Origin of the sequence: Variovorax dokdonensis (assembly GCF_030316895.1) — a bacterium.
Taxonomy (GTDB): Bacteria; Pseudomonadota; Gammaproteobacteria; order Burkholderiales; family Burkholderiaceae_C; genus Variovorax; species Variovorax dokdonensis.
Genome location: NZ_JASZYV010000001.1, coordinates 495,209 through 512,242, shown reverse-complemented (window position 1 = coordinate 512,242; position 17,034 = coordinate 495,209). Strand labels below are relative to the sequence as shown.

Annotated in this window: 18 protein-coding genes; 11 read left to right on the top strand and 7 right to left on the bottom strand. The window is 66.4% G+C overall.

Features of this window, described 5'->3' with window-relative positions:
* Positions 1 to 29: 29 nt before the first annotated feature.
* From QTH91_RS02335 to QTH91_RS02320, 4 genes are all read left to right on the top strand, one after another.
* Positions 30 to 1,001 carry a ribose-phosphate pyrophosphokinase gene (locus QTH91_RS02335; protein WP_286658427.1) on the top strand — a complete coding sequence of 324 codons (972 nt, stop codon included), beginning with the start codon at positions 30 to 32 and terminating at the stop codon, positions 999 to 1,001.
* 98 nt (positions 1,002 to 1,099) lie between these two features.
* Positions 1,100 to 1,735 (top strand): 50S ribosomal protein L25/general stress protein Ctc, encoded by a 636-nt coding sequence (locus QTH91_RS02330; protein ID WP_286658426.1) that lies wholly within the window; start codon positions 1,100 to 1,102, stop codon positions 1,733 to 1,735.
* Between the two features lie 79 nt (positions 1,736 to 1,814).
* Positions 1,815 to 2,447 (top strand): aminoacyl-tRNA hydrolase, encoded by a 633-nt coding sequence (gene pth / locus QTH91_RS02325; protein WP_286658425.1) that lies wholly within the window; start codon positions 1,815 to 1,817, stop codon positions 2,445 to 2,447.
* 60 nt (positions 2,448 to 2,507) lie between these two features.
* A complete protein-coding gene (locus QTH91_RS02320) occupies positions 2,508 to 2,990 on the top strand; it encodes a hypothetical protein (protein WP_286658424.1) in 483 nt (160 codons plus the stop codon).
* Between the two features lie 17 nt (positions 2,991 to 3,007).
* On the opposite strand, the gene QTH91_RS02315 is transcribed toward QTH91_RS02320, so the two are convergent.
* Entirely contained in the window at positions 3,008 to 3,298 is a 291-nt protein-coding gene (locus tag QTH91_RS02315) for a YfhL family 4Fe-4S dicluster ferredoxin (protein ID WP_286658423.1), read from the bottom strand.
* A gap of 119 nt (positions 3,299 to 3,417) precedes the next feature.
* On the opposite strand from QTH91_RS02315, the gene QTH91_RS02310 reads away from it, so the two are divergent.
* The 6 genes from QTH91_RS02310 to QTH91_RS02285 are packed head-to-tail and all read left to right on the top strand — an operon-like array spanning position 3,418 to position 10,046.
* Positions 3,418 to 4,368 carry an ABC transporter permease gene (locus QTH91_RS02310; RefSeq protein ID WP_286658422.1) on the top strand — a complete coding sequence of 317 codons (951 nt, stop codon included), beginning with the start codon at positions 3,418 to 3,420 and terminating at the stop codon, positions 4,366 to 4,368.
* On the top strand, positions 4,365 to 5,249 hold the full coding sequence (locus QTH91_RS02305) for an ABC transporter permease (protein ID WP_286658421.1): 885 nt from the start codon (positions 4,365 to 4,367) through the stop codon (positions 5,247 to 5,249). Before QTH91_RS02310 ends, QTH91_RS02305 begins: the two co-directional genes overlap by 4 nt.
* Before the next feature lie 26 nt (positions 5,250 to 5,275).
* On the top strand, positions 5,276 to 6,286 hold the full coding sequence (locus QTH91_RS02300) for an ABC transporter ATP-binding protein (protein ID WP_286658420.1): 1,011 nt from the start codon (positions 5,276 to 5,278) through the stop codon (positions 6,284 to 6,286).
* Positions 6,283 to 7,113, top strand: a complete 831-nt coding sequence (locus QTH91_RS02295) for an ATP-binding cassette domain-containing protein (RefSeq protein ID WP_286658419.1) — start codon at positions 6,283 to 6,285, stop codon at positions 7,111 to 7,113. The genes QTH91_RS02300 and QTH91_RS02295 overlap by 4 nt, the downstream gene beginning before the upstream one ends.
* Positions 7,114 to 7,153: 40 nt before the next feature.
* The gene (locus QTH91_RS02290) at positions 7,154 to 8,641 is read left to right on the top strand and encodes an ABC transporter substrate-binding protein (RefSeq protein WP_286658418.1); all 1,488 of its coding nucleotides are present in this window, start codon (positions 7,154 to 7,156) and stop codon (positions 8,639 to 8,641) included.
* Positions 8,642 to 8,648: 7 nt separating this feature from the next.
* Positions 8,649 to 10,046, top strand: a complete 1,398-nt coding sequence (locus QTH91_RS02285; RefSeq protein ID WP_286658417.1) for an amidase — start codon at positions 8,649 to 8,651, stop codon at positions 10,044 to 10,046.
* Between the two features lie 34 nt (positions 10,047 to 10,080).
* Here QTH91_RS02285 and QTH91_RS02280 read toward each other — a convergent pair whose 3' ends face one another.
* Genes QTH91_RS02280 through QTH91_RS02265 form a run of 4 tightly spaced genes read right to left on the bottom strand, consistent with a single transcriptional unit; the run spans position 10,081 to position 14,594 of the window.
* The gene (locus QTH91_RS02280; protein ID WP_286658416.1) at positions 10,081 to 11,298 is read right to left on the bottom strand and encodes a CaiB/BaiF CoA transferase family protein; all 1,218 of its coding nucleotides are present in this window, start codon (positions 11,296 to 11,298) and stop codon (positions 10,081 to 10,083) included.
* A complete protein-coding gene (locus QTH91_RS02275; protein ID WP_286658415.1) occupies positions 11,298 to 12,272 on the bottom strand; it encodes a Bug family tripartite tricarboxylate transporter substrate binding protein in 975 nt (324 codons plus the stop codon). Before QTH91_RS02275 ends, QTH91_RS02280 begins: the two co-directional genes overlap by 1 nt.
* A 22-nt stretch (positions 12,273 to 12,294) precedes the next feature.
* On the bottom strand, positions 12,295 to 13,440 hold the full coding sequence (locus QTH91_RS02270; protein WP_286658414.1) for an acyl-CoA dehydrogenase family protein: 1,146 nt from the start codon (positions 13,438 to 13,440) through the stop codon (positions 12,295 to 12,297).
* Positions 13,437 to 14,594: an acyl-CoA dehydrogenase family protein gene (locus QTH91_RS02265; RefSeq protein ID WP_286658413.1), complete on the bottom strand. Its 1,158-nt coding sequence runs from the start codon at positions 14,592 to 14,594 to the stop codon at positions 13,437 to 13,439. The genes QTH91_RS02270 and QTH91_RS02265 overlap by 4 nt, the downstream gene beginning before the upstream one ends.
* A gap of 74 nt (positions 14,595 to 14,668) precedes the next feature.
* Here QTH91_RS02265 and QTH91_RS02260 point away from each other — a divergent pair, with 74 nt between their 5' ends.
* The gene (locus QTH91_RS02260) at positions 14,669 to 15,517 is read left to right on the top strand and encodes an IclR family transcriptional regulator (protein WP_286658412.1); all 849 of its coding nucleotides are present in this window, start codon (positions 14,669 to 14,671) and stop codon (positions 15,515 to 15,517) included.
* On the opposite strand, the gene QTH91_RS02255 is transcribed toward QTH91_RS02260, so the two are convergent.
* Positions 15,514 to 15,993: a VOC family protein gene (locus tag QTH91_RS02255; protein WP_286658411.1), complete on the bottom strand. Its 480-nt coding sequence runs from the start codon at positions 15,991 to 15,993 to the stop codon at positions 15,514 to 15,516. The genes QTH91_RS02260 and QTH91_RS02255 overlap by 4 nt on opposite strands.
* Positions 15,994 to 16,107: 114 nt before the next feature.
* Complete coding sequence (locus tag QTH91_RS02250) at positions 16,108 to 16,959, bottom strand: transglutaminase-like domain-containing protein (protein ID WP_286658410.1); 852 nt, start codon at positions 16,957 to 16,959, stop codon at positions 16,108 to 16,110.
* Positions 16,960 to 17,034: the final 75 nt, after the last annotated feature.

The window sequence follows — 17,034 nt, the reverse complement described above, 5'->3', positions numbered from 1 at the left end:
GCCCCATCTTCGCAACGCCGGAACTCGCAATGCAGGCTTCGCATCCTGATTTCATGGTTTTTACCGGCAACGCCAATCCAGGCCTTGCCTCTGACATTGCCCAGAATCTGGGCACCACGGTAGGCGCCGCGCGTGTTGGTCGCTTCTCCGACGGCGAAGTGACCGTCGAGATCAACCAGAACGTGCGAGCGCGCGACGTGTTCGTGGTGCAGTCCACCTGCGCCCCGACCAACGAAAACCTGATGGAACTGCTTATCATGGTCGACGCGCTCAAGCGCGCTTCGGCCGAACGAATCAGCGCTGTCATTCCCTATTTCGGCTATGCCCGCCAAGACCGCCGTCCGCGCAGTTCGCGCGTGCCGATCTCGGCCAAGGTCGTGGCCAACCTGTTGCAGACGGTGGGCGTGAGCCGGGTCCTGACCATGGACCTGCACGCCGATCAGATCCAGGGCTTCTTCGACATTCCGGTCGACAACATCTATGCGTCGCCGGTGCTGCTGGGCGACCTGCGCGCCAAGAACTACGAAGACCTGATCGTCGTTTCGCCCGATGTGGGCGGCGTGGTGCGTGCCCGGGCCCTGGCCAAGCAGCTCAACACCGACCTGGCCATCATCGACAAGCGTCGCCCCAAGGCGAACGTGAGCGAAGTGATGAACGTCATCGGCGAGATCGACGGCCGCAACTGCGTGATCATGGACGACATGATCGACACCGCAGGCACGCTGGTGAAAGCCGCCGAGGTGCTCAAGGAGCGCGGCGCCAAGAAGGTCTATGCGTATTGCACGCACCCCATCTTCTCCGGCCCGGCCATCGAGCGCATCACCCAGTCGGCCCTCGACGAAGTGGTGGTGACGAACACCATTCCGCTGTCCGAAGGCGCCACCGCCTGCGGCAAGATCCGCCAGCTGTCCGTGGCGCCGCTGATCGCCGAGACGATCCAGCGCATCGCCAAGGGTGAGTCGGTCATGAGCCTTTTCTCGGAGCAGGACAACCTCTTCTAAGCAAGAGAGCCAGCTCCAAACCGCGGGCTTGCCGTCGTGCAGGCCCTTTTTGTAGTCGACGTCGCACTGGTCGCGGTCGGCGTCTTTAGGAGTCAGTCATGAAATTCGTCGCTTTTGAGCGCGCCAAGCAGGGTACGGGTGCGAGCCGCCGTCTGCGCACCTCGGGCAAGACGCCCGGCATCGTCTACGGTGGCGAAGGCCAGCCGCAACTGATCGAGATCGATCACAACGCCCTCTGGCACGCCCTGAAGAAGGAAGCGTTCCACTCCTCCATCCTCGAGATGGAAGTGGCCGGCGCCGTCAGCAAGGTTCTGCTGCGTGACGTGCAATACCACCCCTTCAAGCAGATGGTCCAGCACGTGGACTTCCAGCGTGTCGACGCACGCACCCGCATCACGGCCAAGGTGCCGGTGCACTTCAAGGGCGAGGAAGAGTCCGAGGCCGTCAAGCTGCACCACAACCTGGTCAACCACGTGATGACCGAAATCGAACTGAACGTGCTGCCGGCTGACCTGCCCGAGTTCATCGAGGTCGACCTGTCCACGCTGACGAACGGTGCCACCATCCACGTGAACGACCTGAAGCTGCCCAAGGGCGCGAAGTACGTGAGCCACGGCAAGGTCAACCCTGTGGTTGTCTCCGCCGTCGCACCGCGCATCGAGGAAGAAGCCGCTCCGGCCGAAGCCGCCCCCGCTGCCGCTGCCGACGCGAAGCCGGCCAAGGGCAAGAAGTAATTCTCTTCACTGCGCCTGCCTGCAAACGGCCCGCCTCGGCGGGCCGTTTTCATTGGAGCGGGCGAGATAATCCGCAACCATGATCAAGCTGTTCGTCGGACTGGGCAATCCGGGCCCGGAATACGAAGCCACGCGCCACAACGCGGGCTTCTGGTGGATTGACGCGCTGGCGCGCGACTGCAAGACGTCGCTGGTACCGGATCGCAGCTACCACGGCCTGGTGGCGCGTACTCAGATCGGCGGCGAAACCGTCTGGCTGCTGGAGCCCCAGACATTCATGAACCTGTCGGGCAAGTCCGTGTCGGCATTGGCGCGCTTCTTCAAGATCGCGCCCGAGGAAATCCTGGTCGTGCATGACGAACTCGACATCGTGCCCGGGCAGGCCAAGCTCAAGTTCGGCGGCAGCCACGCGGGCCACAACGGTTTGCGCGATATCCACGCTCAACTGGGCACGGGCGACTACTGGCGCCTGCGCCTGGGCATCGGCCACCCCGGCGCCAAGTCGGAAGTGGTGAGTTGGGTGCTGAAGAAACCGCTGCGCGAACACCGCGAGGCCATCGACGAAGCCATCGACCGCTCGCTACGCGCCGTGCCTCTGCTCGTCGACGGCGAAATGGACAAGGCCACCGTGCAAATTCACACCAGCAAGCCGCCGCGGCCCAAGCCTCCGAGAAAGCCTGCTCCAGACGACGCGCCGACCACCCCACAATAGGGGACATGCGCGGCACCGCTCGGCTGCCCGCATGCACAAGAAAACAAAGGGAGGAACTTCATGGACCAGCCGTCTCGCGGCTGGCCAGCGCGAGCATTCGCGCCGGCCATCGCCACATTGATCTGCATTGCCAGCCCCATCGCTCAAGCTGCCATCTGGCGCTGCGGCAACAGTTATTCCGACATACCGTGTCCGGACGCTGTCCGCATCGACCCCAGCGGAACGGCGCCCAGCGCCGAGCAAAAGCGCGAGGCCGACGAGGCCACACGCAAGAACGAGGCAGCGGCGCAACGCATGGAGCGCGAGCGTCTGCGCCTGGAAGCCGCAACAGTTGGCCGGGGCGCGACGATCATCGGCGAGGCGCCGAAGCCACCTTCAAGCCATAAGCACGAACTCAAGACGCTGGGTGCCGCGCCCATGAAAAAGTCAGGCAAGGCGCGCAGCCGGCCCGGCACTGAAGACTTCGTTGCAACGGCCGAGACGGCCGAAAGCAAGTCCGGCAAGTCCAGCAAGAAAAAGTCCAAGGCGAAGACGGAAGATTGATCGTCGGGCAACGCCGATCAGCCCTGGGACGGCAATGACGTCGCAGCGCCGGCGTCTGCCCGGCTGCCGGTCAGGCGATCGAACTTCTGCCACAGGGTCTCGCGCGTCTCGACGTGCTGCGGATTGACCGGAATGCAGGCAACGGGGCAGATCTGCACGCACTGCGGCTCGTCGAAGTGGCCCACGCATTCGGTGCACTTGTGCGGGTCGATCTCGTAGATCGACTCGCCCATCGAAATTGCATCGTTGGGGCACTCGGGTTCGCACACGTCGCAGTTGATGCACTCGTCGGTGATCATGAGGGCCATCTCGCGATTATCCCCGCCCGAGCGGTGGCGTGTACGAGGGGCAACCGAAAGGCCCGCCCCACCGGGTGCAATCCCCGGGCATGCTTGTTGCACGCCTCGGTTATGCTGCGCCCCGCCCTATGAGTCTGTTCCTGTTCAAGCGCATCCTCACGCTGGTTGCCACGCTCATTGCCACATCGGTCATCGTCTTCCTGGTGCTTGAGATCCTGCCCGGCAACGCCGCGCAGATGCTCATGGGGGCCGATGCTTCCCCAGATGCCGTCGCCGCACTGGCGACGAAGCTTGGGTTGGACCAGCCCGCCTGGACACGCTATTGGCACTGGGTCGCTGGTCTCCTGACCGGAGACCTGGGCAACAGCTATGCGTATGGCTCGCCCGTTTCCGAATTGGTGCTCGAACGCCTGTCGCTGACCATTCCTCTGGCCGTGATGGCGATGGGCCTGACCACGGTGCTGGCGCTGATCGTGGGCGTCACGGCGGCGGCGCGTCACAACAAGCTGGGTGATGTCGGACTCATGGGCCTGGCGCAGGTGGGCGTCGCGATTCCCAATTTCTGGTTCGCGATCCTGCTGATCCTGCTGTTCTCGGTGAAGCTGCAATGGTTCTCCGCAGGCGGCTTCGACGGGTGGGGTGAAGGTGTGGGCGCCGGGATCAAGGCGCTGCTGCTGCCCGCGCTGTCACTGGCTGTGGTGCAGGCGGCGATCCTGGCGCGCATCACGCGTTCGGCCGTGCTCGAAGTGATGCGCGAAGACTTTGTCCGCACCGCCCGTGCCAAGGGCGTGTCCCAACGCGCCGTGCTGTGGGGCCATGTGCTGCGCAACGCCATGATCCCGGTGGTCACGGTGATGGGCTTGCAGTTTTCCGAGCTGCTGGCCGGCACCATCGTGGTCGAGAACGTGTTCTCGCTGCCCGGCCTGGGCAAGCTCATCTTCCAATCGATTTCCAACCGCGACCTGATCGTGGTGCGCAACTGCGTGATGCTGCTGGCGGCGATGGTGGTCATCGTGAACTTCATCGTCGATGTGCTCTATGCGGCGATCGATCCTCGTCTGAAAGCCAGCGATCTATGAGCAGCGTGTTGCCTAACGGCTCGCAGGCCGCGCCGCTCATGGCCGCGCCTGGCTTCTGGCGGCGTGCCCTGCGCCATCGCAGTTTCGTGATCGGCGGCGTGCTCACGCTGCTGCTGATTCTGGCTGGCGCGTTGTCCTATGTGTGGACACCCTGGTCGCCCTACGAGATGGACATCGCCTCCAAGTTGCAGCCGCCCAGTGCTTCGCATTGGCTCGGCACCGACGTGTACGGGCGCGATGTGGTTTCGCTGCTGCTGGTGGGCGCACGCGCTTCGATCCTGGTGGGCGTCATTGCCGTCGGGATCGGGCTGGTCGTCGGCACAGCGCTCGGGCTGCTGGCATCGGCCCGGCGAGGCTGGGTCGAGGAAGGCATCATGCGCCTGACCGATTTCTCCCTGGCGTTCCCAGCCATTCTGTCGGCGATCATGATGACCGCGGTGTTCGGGCCCGGCATCGTCAACGCGATCATCGCGATCGGCATCTACAACATCCCCACCTTTGCGCGCATCACGCGGGCATCGGCAAACGCGGTCTGGGCCCGCGAGTACGTCGCCGCGGCGCGCGCCTGCGGCAAGGGTGCCTTCGCCATCACCATGCAGCACGTGCTGCCCAACATCTCGGCCGTGCTGATCGTGCAAAGCACCATCCGCTTCGCGATCGCCATCCTGGCGGAAGCCGCGTTGTCGTACCTGGGCCTGGGCACGCAGCCTCCGCAGCCCTCCTGGGGTCGCATGCTCGCCGAGGCACAGACGATGATGTGGCAGGCGCCTCTTCTTGCCGTCTTTCCTGGCGTGGCGATCGGCCTCGCCGTGCTGGGTCTGAATCTCCTTGGCGACGGCTTGCGCGACCTGCTCGACCCACGCCTGGCCAGGGAACGCTGATCTCTTCCGGACACCACCTCCACCGCATGCCTTTGCTCGAAGTCGACGATCTTCACGTTGCCCTGCGAACACCACGCGGCCCGGCCGAAGCGGTGCGCGGCATCGGCTTCACGCTCGAACGCGGCGAGACGCTGGGCATCGTGGGCGAATCCGGCTGCGGCAAGTCGATCACGGTGCAATCGCTGATGGGCCTGTTGCCGTCCAGTGCCAAGGTGAGCGGAAGCATTCGGTTCGACGGCCGCGAACTGGTGGGCTTGCCCGAGCGCGAAATGTGCAAGATCCGAGGCGACCGGATCGGCATGATCTTCCAGGAGCCGATGACGGCGCTGAACCCGGTGCACACGATCGCACGCCAAGTGGGCGAGCCCTTGCGTCTGCATCGCGGGCTTTCGGCCCAGGCCGCGCGCCAGGAGGCACTGCGGCTGCTCGAGCGCGTCGGCATCCCGGATGCAGCATCGCGCCTCGACGCCTATCCGCACCAGTTTTCCGGCGGGCAGCGCCAGCGCATCGGCATCGCGATGGCCTTGGCCTGCGGCCCCGACCTGCTGATCGCCGACGAGCCCACCACGGCGCTGGATGTGACGATCCAGAAGCAGGTGCTCGACCTGATCCGCGACCTCGTGGCCGAACGCGGCATGTCGCTGATCCTCATCTCGCACGACCTGGGCGTGATCGCGCAGACCGTTTCGCGCATGCTCGTGATGTATGGCGGCAGCATCGTCGAAAGCGGCGCGACGGGCGATGTGTTTGCACGCCGTGCGCATCCGTACACGCAAGGGCTGTTTGCCGCACGGCCCGCGCTGGGCGCGCCGCGCGGCCTTCGTCTTGCGACCATCCCCGGCAGCGTGCCCGAGCTGGTGGATCTTCCCGCCGGCTGCCCCTTTGCGGGGCGCTGCGCCTTCACCATCGACGCGTGCCACGCCGTCCGCCCGCCGGCCGAAATGGTGGGCGTGGACCATGCGGTGCGATGCATCCGGCTCGATGCCGTGGAAGCCGCGCAAGCATCGACACACACTGGCGCCGAGGTCGTCCGATGAGCAGCGCGCAGCCACATGTGCCGCTGCTCGAAGTGCAGGACCTGGTGCGCCACTACACGCTGCCGCGCGAAAGCCTGTTCGCGCCCGCACCGAAGGTACAGGCGCTCAATGGCGTGAGCTTTTCGCTCGAAGCCGGACGCAGCCTCGGCATCGTGGGCGAATCCGGCTCCGGAAAGTCCACCATCGCACGACTGGTCATGGCGCTGGATCGGCCCACCTCCGGCAGCGTCCGACTGATGGGGCGGGACCTGCACCGCTTGCCGCGCGATCAGCTGCAAGCGGCACGGCGCGACATCCAGATGGTGTTCCAGGACCCGTACGGCTCGCTCGACCCGCGCCAGACCGTGGAGCGCATCGTTGCAGAACCTCTGGCGGCGCTGTCGCAGAGCACGCGCGCGCAGCAGCGCGAACGCGCCGCCGAATCGTTGGCCGCCGTGGGCCTGCGCAGCAGCGACCTGCACAAGTACCCGCATGAGTTCTCGGGCGGGCAGCGCCAGCGCATTGCCATTGCCCGAGCGCTCATCACCAGGCCCAGCCTGATCGTGGCCGACGAGCCCGTGAGCGCGCTCGACGTCTCGGTGCAGGCCCAGGTGCTCAACCTGATGCAGGACCTGCAGCAGCAGTTCGGCATCAGCTACTTGCTCATCAGCCACGACCTGGCCGTGGTCAACCACCTGTGCGACGACGTGTGCGTGCTGCATCGGGGCCTGGTGGTCGAGCGAGGCGCGCCCGGCGACCTGTTCGCCCATGCGGAGCACCCGTACACGCAGGCCTTGCTGGCGGCCGTGCCGCGCGCCGAACCTCCGTCGGTTCGCAAGATGTTGTAACTTTCGCCCAACCCCACTCGACGATTCTGGAGTCCATGACATGTTGAAACGCCGTACCCTCCTTGCTTCCGCCGCCATCGGCGCCTTGCCCCTGACGGCCGTCCCGGCCTTCGCGCAATCCGACAAGAGCTCGATGGTGCTGGGCATGACGCTGGAGCCGCCAGGGCTGGACCCGACCGCCAACGCAGCAGCCGCAATCGGCGAGGTCGTGCTCTACAACGTGCTGGAGACGCTGACCAAGATCCATGCCGACGGCAAGGTCACGCCGCTCCTGGCCGAAAGCTGGGAAGTCTCGCCAGACCTGAAGACCTACACCTTCAAGCTGCGCCGCGGCGTCAAATTCCAGAACGGCGAGCCGTTCAACGCCCAGGCGGTCAAGTTCTCGTTCGACCGCGCTGGCGGCGAGAAGAGCACCAACAAGGACAAGCGCACCTACGCCAAGCTGAGCACGCAGGTCGCCGACGACTACACGGTCGTGCTGATCAACAAGGAGATCGACCCCAATCTGCCCTTCCTGCTGGGCCAACCCACCGCCGTGATCGTCGAGCCCAAGAGCGTCGACACCAACGCCACGCAACCGGTGGGCACCGGCCCCTACAAGCTGCAGAACTGGGTCAAGGGCTCCTCGCTCGTGCTCACGGCCTGGGACGGGTTTCGCAATCCGTCGTCGATCAAGCTCAAGCGGGTCACCTTCCGCTTCATCTCCGACTCGGCCGCGCAGGCGTCCGCGCTGCTGGCCGGCGACGTCGACGCCTTCCCGCGCTTCACCACGCGTGCAGTACCGCAGTTCCAGAACAACCCGCGCTACCAGGTGATCCTGGGCGGCTCGCGCGCCAAGACCATCATGTCCATCAACAACAGGAAGAAGCCGCTGGACGACGTGCGCGTGCGCCGCGCGATTGCGGCAGCCATCGACCGCAAGGCCGTGATTGCCGGGGCAGCCGATGGCTTCGGCGTTCCCATCGGCAGCCACTACGTGCCAGATGCGGCCGGCTATGTGGACACCACCGGCATCAACCCCTTCGACCCCGAAAAGGCCAAGAAGCTCCTTGCCGAGGCCGGCGTGAAGACGCCGCTGGAGCTGACCATGACGCTGCCGCCCCCGCCCTATGCGCGCCAGGGTGGCGAAGTGATTGCAGCCATGCTCGCCAAGGTGGGCATCGTGGTGAAGCTGCAGAACGTCGAGTGGGCGCAGTGGCTGAGCGGCACCTATGGCGGCGCGCACAACTACGACCTGACCATCGTCTCGCACGTCGAGCCCTTCGACCTCGACAACTACACCAAGCCCGACTACTACTGGGGCTACGACAGCAAGGCCTTCCGCGACCTGTACGACAAGATCATGACCACCGCCAACGAGGCCGAGCGCAACAAGCTGCTGGGCGACGCGCAGCGCATGATCGCCACCGACTCGGTCAACGCCTTCCTCTACCAGCCGCAGTTCCCGACCGTGGCCAAGAAGGGCGTCAAGGGCCTGTGGACCGCGATGCCGATCTTCTGCAACGACCTGTCCTCGATGAGCTGGTGAGCGCGACGTGCATGAATTGAGTGCAACCGAGCTGGTCGCGGCCTATGGCCAGCGCCGGCTGTCGCCGGTCGAAGTGACCCAGGCCGTGCTCGACCACATCGAGCAATGGGAACCCCAACTGCAGGCCACCTGGCTGCTGCGGCCCGAGCAGGCGCTGGCGCAGGCACGCGATGCCGAGGCCCGCTGGCAGCGCGGCGAGCCGCTCGGGCCGCTCGATGGCGTGCCCTTGTCCATCAAGGAGAACATCGCGACGCGGGGCGACCCGCTGCCTGCGGGCACGGCGGCGGTCGACCTGCAGCCGGCCGCGGCCGATGCGCCGCCAGCGGCGCGCGTGAAGGAAAGCGGCGCGGTCGTGTTGTGCAAGACCACCATGCCGGACTACGGCATGTTGTCGTCCGGGTTGTCGAGCTTTCACAAGCTGGCCCGCAATCCCTGGGACTTGACGCGGACGCCCGGCGGTTCGAGCGCCGGTGCGGGCGCTGCAACGGCGGCAGGCTACGGCCCGCTGCACCTGGGCACGGACATCGGCGGCTCGTTGCGCCTGCCTGCCAGCTGGTGCGGCGTGTTCACGCTCAAGCCCAGCCTGGGCCGCATTCCGATCGACCCGCCCTACATGGGGCGCGCCGCCGGCCCGATGACGCGCACCGTCGCCGATTCGGCGTTGGCCATGCAGGTGTTGTCGCGGCCCGATGCACGGGACAGCATGAGCCTGCCCGCGCAGGACATCGACTGGGCCAGCGTCGCCAGCGTCGGCCCCGAACATCTGCGCGGCGTGCGCTTTGGGCTTCTGCTCGATGCCGGCTGCGGCCTGGCCGTCGAGCCCGTGGTGCGTGCCGCCGTCGAGCGCGCCGCCCGCCAGCTCGAAGAGGCCGGCGCCATCGTCGAGCCGATGCTGCCCTTCATGTCGCAGGCCATGCTCGACGGCATGGACCACTTCTGGCGCATGCGTTCGCTGATCGACATGCGCGCCTTGCGGCCCGAGCAGCGCGCCAAGGTGCTGCCCTACATCCGCCAGTGGGCCGAGAGCGCAGCGGAGTTCAGCGGCGAGCATGTGTTCCGCGGCTTCAGCCAGTTCCATGCGACGCGCGTCGCCGCCGTGTCGGCCTGCGCCCGGTTCGACTATGTGCTCTCGCCGGTGTCGCCGAACATGCCGGCGCCCGCGGACTGGCCTTCGCCCACCAACGACCCGCTGCGGCCGCTGGAGCACATCGGCTTTACCGTGCCGTTCAACATGTCGGAGCAGCCTGCTGCGTCCATCAACTGCGGCTACGACAAGGGCGGCCTGCCCATCGGCCTTCAGATCGCGGGCAAGCGCTTCGACGATCTGGGCGTGCTGAAGGTGTCGCGCGCCTACGAACAGGTGCGCGGCGAGCAGGCGCCCTGGCCGCAGCCGCCGCGCGGCTGAGCGGCGTCCGTCGTCGGCGTGGCGGCGGGTCCTCTCAGATCACCCGCGCTTGCGCAAGCGTCGACAGCTGAGCCTCGTCCAGGCCCAGCGCGCGGTACACCTCTTCGTTGTGCTGCCCGGTGCGCGGGCCGGTGCCGGCAGGACGAACGCCTTCGCGTCCCACGAAGCGGGGCACGGGCGCAGGTGCCGGCACGTTGCCGAACTGCTCGTCGGGCAGGTCGATGAAGGCGCCGCGCGCCTGCATGTGCGGATCGGCCTGCAGGTCGACGATCGAATACACCTTGCTGTAGGGAACCTCCTCGCGGTCCAGGCGCTGAGCCAACTCGGCGAAAGGCATCGAGACACACCAGTCGGCAATGATCCGATCCAGCGCTTCCAGATGGGCCAGGCGCGCAGCGTTGTCCGAGAAGCGGGGGTCGGTAAGAAGGTCTTCGCGGCCGATCGCACGGCAGATGCGCGCGAAGATCGGTGCGCCGGTGCCGACCAGGGTGATCCACACGCCGTCTGCCGAGCGAAACACGTTGGACGGCGCCGTGTAGGTCGCGCGAGAGCCGGTGCGTTCGCGCACCACGCCGCCGATGCGGTGTTCGGCGGCCAGCGGATCGAGCAGTCGCGACATCGCCTCCGTGGCCGACAGGTCGATCTCCACCCCCTTTTGACGATCGTGGGGCAAGGCGTTGCGCTCGGCCAGCGCGGTCGCGATGGCGAACGCGCCGAACAGCCCGGCGACCACGTCGCCCAGCGGATAGTTCATGTGCTGCGGCGGGCCGCTCGCCTCGCCGGTCAGGTGCGTGAAGCCGCTCATCGCCTCGAAGATGCGCGCGAAGCCGGGGCGCCGCGCATACGGCCCCGTCTGGCCGAAGCCCGTCAGGCGCAGCACGATCAGGCGCGGATTGGCTTCGTGCAATGTGGCGATGTCCAGGCCCCAGCCGTCGAGCGTGCCGGTGCGGAAGTTCTCCACCAGCACATCGAAGCCGGCGATCAGCTTGAGGAACAGTGCGCGGCCCTCGGGCTTGCGCACGTCCAGCGAAATGCCCTTCTTGCCGCGGTTGGCCGTCTTCCAGAACAGCGGGTGGCCCTCATGGACCGGCGTCAGTCCGCGCAAGGGGTCACCCCCGCCCGGCAGTTCCAGCTTGACCACCTCGGCACCCATGTCGCCGCACAGCGTGGCCGAAAACGGCGCCGCCAGCACGGTCGCCATGTCGAGAATACGCACCCCGTGCAGGGGTGCCTGGGCTGTCGTGGCGTTCATCAATTGCTCTTGAGGTCCACGCGCTTGAGCACCGGGTCCCAAGCCTGGCGATCGGCAGCGACGCGCTTGGCATAGGCCGCCGGCGACGGATCCTGCGGCGAGGCGCCCAGCTTGGCGAGCTTGTCCTTCAGCGCCGACGACTTCATCGCCTTGGTCAAGGCAGCGCGCAATGCGCTCATCACATCGTCGGGCGTCGCCTTGGGAGCCACGATGCCCATCCACAGGCCGCTGTCCAGGCCCTTGAGGCCGAGTTCCGCGAAGGTCGGCACATCCGGCACCGCTGGGGATCGCGTCAGGCCGGTCTGCGCCAGGATGCGGATCTGGCCGCTGCTCATGTAGGGCAGCGTGCCGCCGAGGTTGTTGCACATCACCGGGATGTGCCCTGCGATGACATCGTTCACCGCCGGAGCGTTGCCCTTGTAGGGCACGTGCTGCAGCTTGATGCCCGCCTGCTCGTTGACCATCTCGCACACCAGGTGCGACGGCGTCGCGACGCCTGCCGATCCGAAGGACAGCTGGCCCGGCTTGGCCTTGTCGGCGGCGATCAGGTCAGGAAGCTTCTGGTAGGGCGTCTTGGCATTCACGGCGATCACGTTCGGCAGGTCGGCCACCAGCCCCACCGGGGTGAAGTCGTCCACGGGGTTCCAGCTCAAGCCCTTGTGGACATAGGGCAGGAAGATGTTGGTCAGCCCCGCCATCAGCAGGGTGTAGCCATCGGGCGCGGCCTTTGCCACGACCTCGGAGCCGATCAGGCTGCCAGCACCCGCACGGTTTTCCACGACGATGGGTTGGCCCAGGGCGTTGCCCATCTCGACGGCCACTTCGCGGGCGACGAGGTCGGTGCTGCCGCCGGCCGCGAAGGGCACGACCAGCTTCACCGGCCGGTCCGGATATGCGGCCAGCGCGATCGAGGCGGCCAGGCCCAATGCCAGGCCTGCCGCCAGGCGCGAGAGTGTCTTGTTCAGTGGTTTCATCTTCAGTCTCCAGGTCTAGGTTTCAGGTGCTCTTGAGAAAGCGGCGGCCGAGCGTCGCGCGATGCAGTTCCGACGCGCCGTCGTAGATCCGGAAGGGCCGCAGTTCGCGCAGGATCAATGCGACCGGCGAGTCGTCTTCGGACATGCCCAGCGCGCCGCACAGTTGCGCGGCGCGATCGGCGATTCGGTGGAGTGCCTCCGACACGAACACCTTCGTCATGGCCGACTCGGTCTTCACCGACGTTCCTTCGTCCATGCGGCGGGCGCAGTCCAGGCTCATCAGGCGGCTGGCGTGCAGGTCGATGTGGCAGTCGGCCACCATCGCCTGCACCTGCTGCAGGTCGGCCAGGCGATCCCCGAAGGACGAGCGCTCGCACACATAGGCTTGCGCCGCCTCCAGCGCTCGGCGCGCGCGTCCCATCAGGCGCAGGCAGTGCGACAGGCGTGCCGGCTCCAGTCGCTGCTGGGCATAGGCGAAGCCCTGCCCCACTTCGCCAAGCACGGCATCGCCTTCGACGCGGCAGGCACGGAACCGAAGCTCACCGTGCCCGCCCACCGCATAGGGGTCGATGGCCTTGATGGCGCGCACCAGCGAAAAGCCGGGGTTGTCCGCATCGACGATGAACTGCGTGGGACCATCTTCCGTCTGCGCGAGCACGATGCAGAACGCCGCGCCGATGGCGCCGGTGATGAACCACTTGTGCCCGTCGATGACCCAACCGCTTCCGTCGCGCCGGGCCGTGGTGCGCAGCATGGACGGATCGGAGCCCGCACCGGGCGCCGGCTCCGTCATCGCGAAGCATGAGCGGATGCGCCCCTCCGCCAGCGGAGCCAGGTAGCGTTGCTGCTGCGCGGGCGTGCCCTGGCGCAGCAGGCTGATCATGTTGGGTTGGTCGGGCGCGGCGCAGTTGAGCGCGGCCGGGCCCAGGTAGCTGCGGCCGGCTTCCTCGAAGACGGCGGCACGCTCGACCCAACCCAGGCCAAGCCCGCCCTGCGCCACCGGCATCTGCGGCAGGTACAGGCCCAGTTCCCGGGCGACGGGCCGCAGCCGGGCCAACGCGGCATCCATGGCCTCGGGGTCGTGCACATGCGCGGGCGACTCCATCGGTATGCAGTGCCGATCGACGAAGTCGCGCACATGCGCAACGTTCACGTTGCCTTGCGTCATTTCGCGCCCGCTTCGCGCAGCGCCAGCTTGGCGATGTTGAGCTGGTGGATCTGGCTCGTGCCTTCGTAGAGGCGGAACAGGCGCACATCGCGGTAGTAGCGCTCGATCGGGCTGAAATTGGCCACGTAGCCCGAGCCGCCGAACATCTGCACCGCGCGGTCGGCCACGCGTCCGCACATTTCCGATGCGAAGTACTTGCACATCGATGCGGTCAGGGCGACGTCTTCGCCTCGATCCCGGGCCCGCGCCGCCTCGAGGATCATCGATCGCGCCGCGAAGATGTCGGTGCGGCTGTCGGCGATCATCGCCTGCACCAGCTGGAACTCGGCGACGGCCTGGCCGAACTGATTGCGCTGCGAAGTGTGTGCAATCGCCAGGTCGAGCATGCGGATCGCCGGTCCCGTGCACAAGGCGGCCAGGTGGAGGCGCTGCTTGTTCAGCACCTTCATCACCGTCTGGAAGCCGGCGCCTTCGCGCCCGCCGATCAGTTGGTTTTCGTGCACGCGGCAGTCGTTGAAGTGAACGTCCGAAACGAACGAGCCCGCCTGGCCCATCATCCGGTACGGGTCGCCGGTCGTGAGCCCAGGGCCGCGCTCCACCAGGAAGGCCGAGACGCCCTTGCTGCCCTTTGATCCCTCTTCCGTGCGGGCGATGACGGTGAACACGTCGGCCACCGGTGCGTTGGTGATGAAGCGCTTGCTGCCGTTCAGCACGAAGTGGTCGCCATCGCGTCTGGCGGTGGTCTGCACGTTGCTCGCCTCGGAGCCGGCCTGCACTTCCGTCAGCGCAAGACAGCCCGTCAGTTCACCGGTCGCCATGCGCGGCAGCCAGCGCTGCTTCTGCGCTTCGGTGCCGTCGGCCACCAGTGCCTCCGAACCGATGCCGGTGTTGGTGCCCACCCGGGCGCGCAGGGCCACGGACGACTGCGACAGCTCCATGGCGCAAAGCACCAGTTCTTCGGTGGTGAGCCCCAGGCCGCCGTAAGCCTCGGGAATGCTCCATCCGAAGTAGCCCTTGCGGCGAAGCTCATCCACCAGCTCCGGCGGAATGTCGTTCTCGCGGCCGACCTGATCTTCCAGCGGATGCCAGCGCTCGCGGACGAATTGGCGAATGTCGGCCAGCAGGGCCTGGAGTTGTGCGTTGTCTCGAATCATGGTGGGCGGACTGTATGAAGGAGGTTCACAATCGCCGGCACGGTGTTTCAAATATTGAAATCACGATTCAATCCATGGCGCGTCCCACCCAGAATCGCTCGCAGGCCTACTCACCCATTCAGAACATGAAGGATCACGAGGATCTGCGCCGCATTCGAGAAGACGACCCCTACTTCGCCGGTACGCTGGCCAAGGGCCTGCTCATCCTGCAGAGCTTCGTGGGCGATCCGCGCCCGCATGCCAACAGCGAATTCGCGGCCAAGCTGGGGCTGTCGCGCCCCACCGTCTCGCGCCTTTGCCGCACGCTGCTGACCATGGGCTTCCTGGATCACGACGAGCGGCTCGACCGCTACTTCATCGGCCCGGCCGCCGTCGCCTTGGGCTACCCCTATGCCATCAATACGCCGATGCTCGGCATGGTCCGGCCGGCCATGCAGCAACTGGCCGACCGCATCGAAGGCGCCGTGTCGGTGGGCGTGACGATGGATCTGGACGTGGTCTATCTGGAAACCTGCAGCCATGAGGACGGAACGCTCAAGCGCCCCGGCGTGGGCGCCGTGCGCAGCATCCTGGAAACCGCGATGGGGCGCGCCTGGCTGGCGCAGCTGCCAGCCGCCGAGCGGCAGCAGTTCCTGGAGAGAGCGCAGCGCGAGCGGCCCGACGAGTTCGAGCGCTGCAGCGAGGGGATGCGCGAAAGCCTCGCCCACCACACAGAGCGCGGCTTCGCGATCAACTGGGGCGATGCCGGCTTCGGCGTGCTTGCCGTCGGCGTGGCATCACGACTCCAGCACGGTCCGCGCAGGCTGCTGTTCAACTGCGCCGTGCCTGGTTTTCACTGGAAGCGCTCCGAGATGATCGACAAGATCGGCCCGAGCCTGGTGCAGCTCGTAGGCGCCGCCGATCGGCAGGCGGGGCTGCGCTAGCCGCCTTCGAACGCTGTCTTCAGCTTGGCGATGTCGAGCTTGATCATCGTCATCATCGCGTCCGATGCGCGCTTGGCCTTGGTTCGATCGGGGTCGGCCATCATGTCGACGATGACGGTCGGCGTGATCTGCCATGCGACGCCATAGCGATCGCGCAGCCAGCCGCAGGCTTCGGTCTTGCCGCCGCCGGCCAACAAGGCATCCCAGTAGCGGTCGATCTCTTCCTGCGTCTCGCAGTTCACGACCATCGAGATTGCGTGATTGAACGACTCGTCGTACGCGGCAGACATGGCGGTGAACGACTGCCCGAAGAGCACGAAGTCGACCACCTTCACCGAGCCGGCGGGGCCGCTGGGCGAATCGCTCGGCATGGTCACGACGCGCCCGATGTGCGAGTCCGGAAAGATGGAGACGTAGAACTTCGCGGCTTCTTCAGCGTCTTTGGCATACCAAAAAAACGGAGTGATCTTCTGCATGGGCGACTCCTTTGGCTTGGAGGTGGACATCGAATCTCCAACCCTCGAGCGTGCCACTGATTCGCCCCGAGCGCACCTGCTGCCGCGCGCCATGCCCGGGCGCTGGTTGTCGCGTCAGGCCAGCGCAGCAGCCTGCGGTTGCTCGGCGATCTCGTCGGTGACGATGTCGAAGCGCTCCAGCTTGCTGTTGCCAAAGAACATGGTGATCGGCACGTCGGCAGCATCGCGCCCGTGGGCAACCGGAATCCGTCCGATGCGGGGCGTGTTGTGGCGCGCGTCGAAGGTGTACCAGCGATCGCCCAGGTAGACCTCGAACCAGGCGCTGTAGTCCATCGGATAGGGCGCGATCGGGACGCCGATGTCGCCCAGGTAGCCCGTCACGTAGCGAGCCGGGATGTTCATGCACCGGCACAGGGCCACGGCCAGGTGGGTGAAATCGCGGCACACGCCTGTGCGCTCGCGGAAGCCATCCACCGCGGTGCGGGTGCTGCGCGCATTCTGGTAGCTGAAGCTCAGGTGGCCGTGGACGAAATCGCAGATCGCCTGCACGCGAGCCCAGCCAGCCGGCACATTTCCGAACTGCTGCCATGCGAAGGCCAGCAACTCGCTGTCCACCTCGCAATAGCGGCTGGGCAGGAGGTATTGCAAGGTGTTGGTTGGAAGCTGATCGAGCGGGCACTGCTGCGCGTCGGCGGCGACCACGTCATGAAGACCTGAATCGCGAATGACCGCCTGGCTGCGCAACCTGATGCGCCCGATGCCGGGGGGAACCTGCACACGTGCGCACTTGTTGTCGAAGCCGTCCCGGTAATGGTCGACCGAGAGCCCCGGCGTGATGCTCAGGTGCTCGCCATCGACAAGGTCGTGGGCGCGGGTGGGATGCACCTGCACCAAAAAGACCAGCGCACTGGGGGCAGTGCTGGCTTCAAGCGCAAGTTCGATGTCGTAGCCGATTTTGATCAACATGGTGGCCCAAGCATGCGCGCGGCCCGGCCACCGCGACATGGCCGCTCAGCCCGGATTCACGTAGTCCATTGCCGA

Bases quoted from the DNA above. Each gene is read 5' to 3' on its own strand.
- pth (WP_286658425.1), top strand. From the start codon at position 1,815: ATGATCAAGCTGTTCGTCGGACTGGGCAATCCGGGCCCGGAATACGAA.
- QTH91_RS02310 (WP_286658422.1), top strand. From the start codon at position 3,418: ATGAGTCTGTTCCTGTTCAAGCGCATCCTCACGCTGGTTGCCACGCTC.
- QTH91_RS02330 (WP_286658426.1), top strand. From the start codon at position 1,100: ATGAAATTCGTCGCTTTTGAGCGCGCCAAGCAGGGTACGGGTGCGAGC.
- QTH91_RS02305 (WP_286658421.1), top strand. From the start codon at position 4,365: ATGAGCAGCGTGTTGCCTAACGGCTCGCAGGCCGCGCCGCTCATGGCC.
- QTH91_RS02280 (WP_286658416.1), bottom strand. From the start codon at position 11,298: ATGAACGCCACGACAGCCCAGGCACCCCTGCACGGGGTGCGTATTCTC.
- QTH91_RS02290 (WP_286658418.1), top strand. From the start codon at position 7,154: ATGTTGAAACGCCGTACCCTCCTTGCTTCCGCCGCCATCGGCGCCTTG.
- QTH91_RS02320 (WP_286658424.1), top strand. From the start codon at position 2,508: ATGGACCAGCCGTCTCGCGGCTGGCCAGCGCGAGCATTCGCGCCGGCC.
- QTH91_RS02300 (WP_286658420.1), top strand. From the start codon at position 5,276: ATGCCTTTGCTCGAAGTCGACGATCTTCACGTTGCCCTGCGAACACCA.
- QTH91_RS02250 (WP_286658410.1), bottom strand. From the start codon at position 16,959: ATGTTGATCAAAATCGGCTACGACATCGAACTTGCGCTTGAAGCCAGC.
- QTH91_RS02255 (WP_286658411.1), bottom strand. From the start codon at position 15,993: ATGCAGAAGATCACTCCGTTTTTTTGGTATGCCAAAGACGCTGAAGAA.
- QTH91_RS02275 (WP_286658415.1), bottom strand. From the start codon at position 12,272: ATGAAACCACTGAACAAGACACTCTCGCGCCTGGCGGCAGGCCTGGCA.
- QTH91_RS02260 (WP_286658412.1), top strand. From the start codon at position 14,669: ATGGCGCGTCCCACCCAGAATCGCTCGCAGGCCTACTCACCCATTCAG.
- QTH91_RS02270 (WP_286658414.1), bottom strand. From the start codon at position 13,440: ATGACGCAAGGCAACGTGAACGTTGCGCATGTGCGCGACTTCGTCGAT.
- QTH91_RS02265 (WP_286658413.1), bottom strand. From the start codon at position 14,594: ATGATTCGAGACAACGCACAACTCCAGGCCCTGCTGGCCGACATTCGC.
- QTH91_RS02315 (WP_286658423.1), bottom strand. From the start codon at position 3,298: ATGGCCCTCATGATCACCGACGAGTGCATCAACTGCGACGTGTGCGAA.
- QTH91_RS02295 (WP_286658419.1), top strand. From the start codon at position 6,283: ATGAGCAGCGCGCAGCCACATGTGCCGCTGCTCGAAGTGCAGGACCTG.
- QTH91_RS02335 (WP_286658427.1), top strand. From the start codon at position 30: ATGCAGGCTTCGCATCCTGATTTCATGGTTTTTACCGGCAACGCCAAT.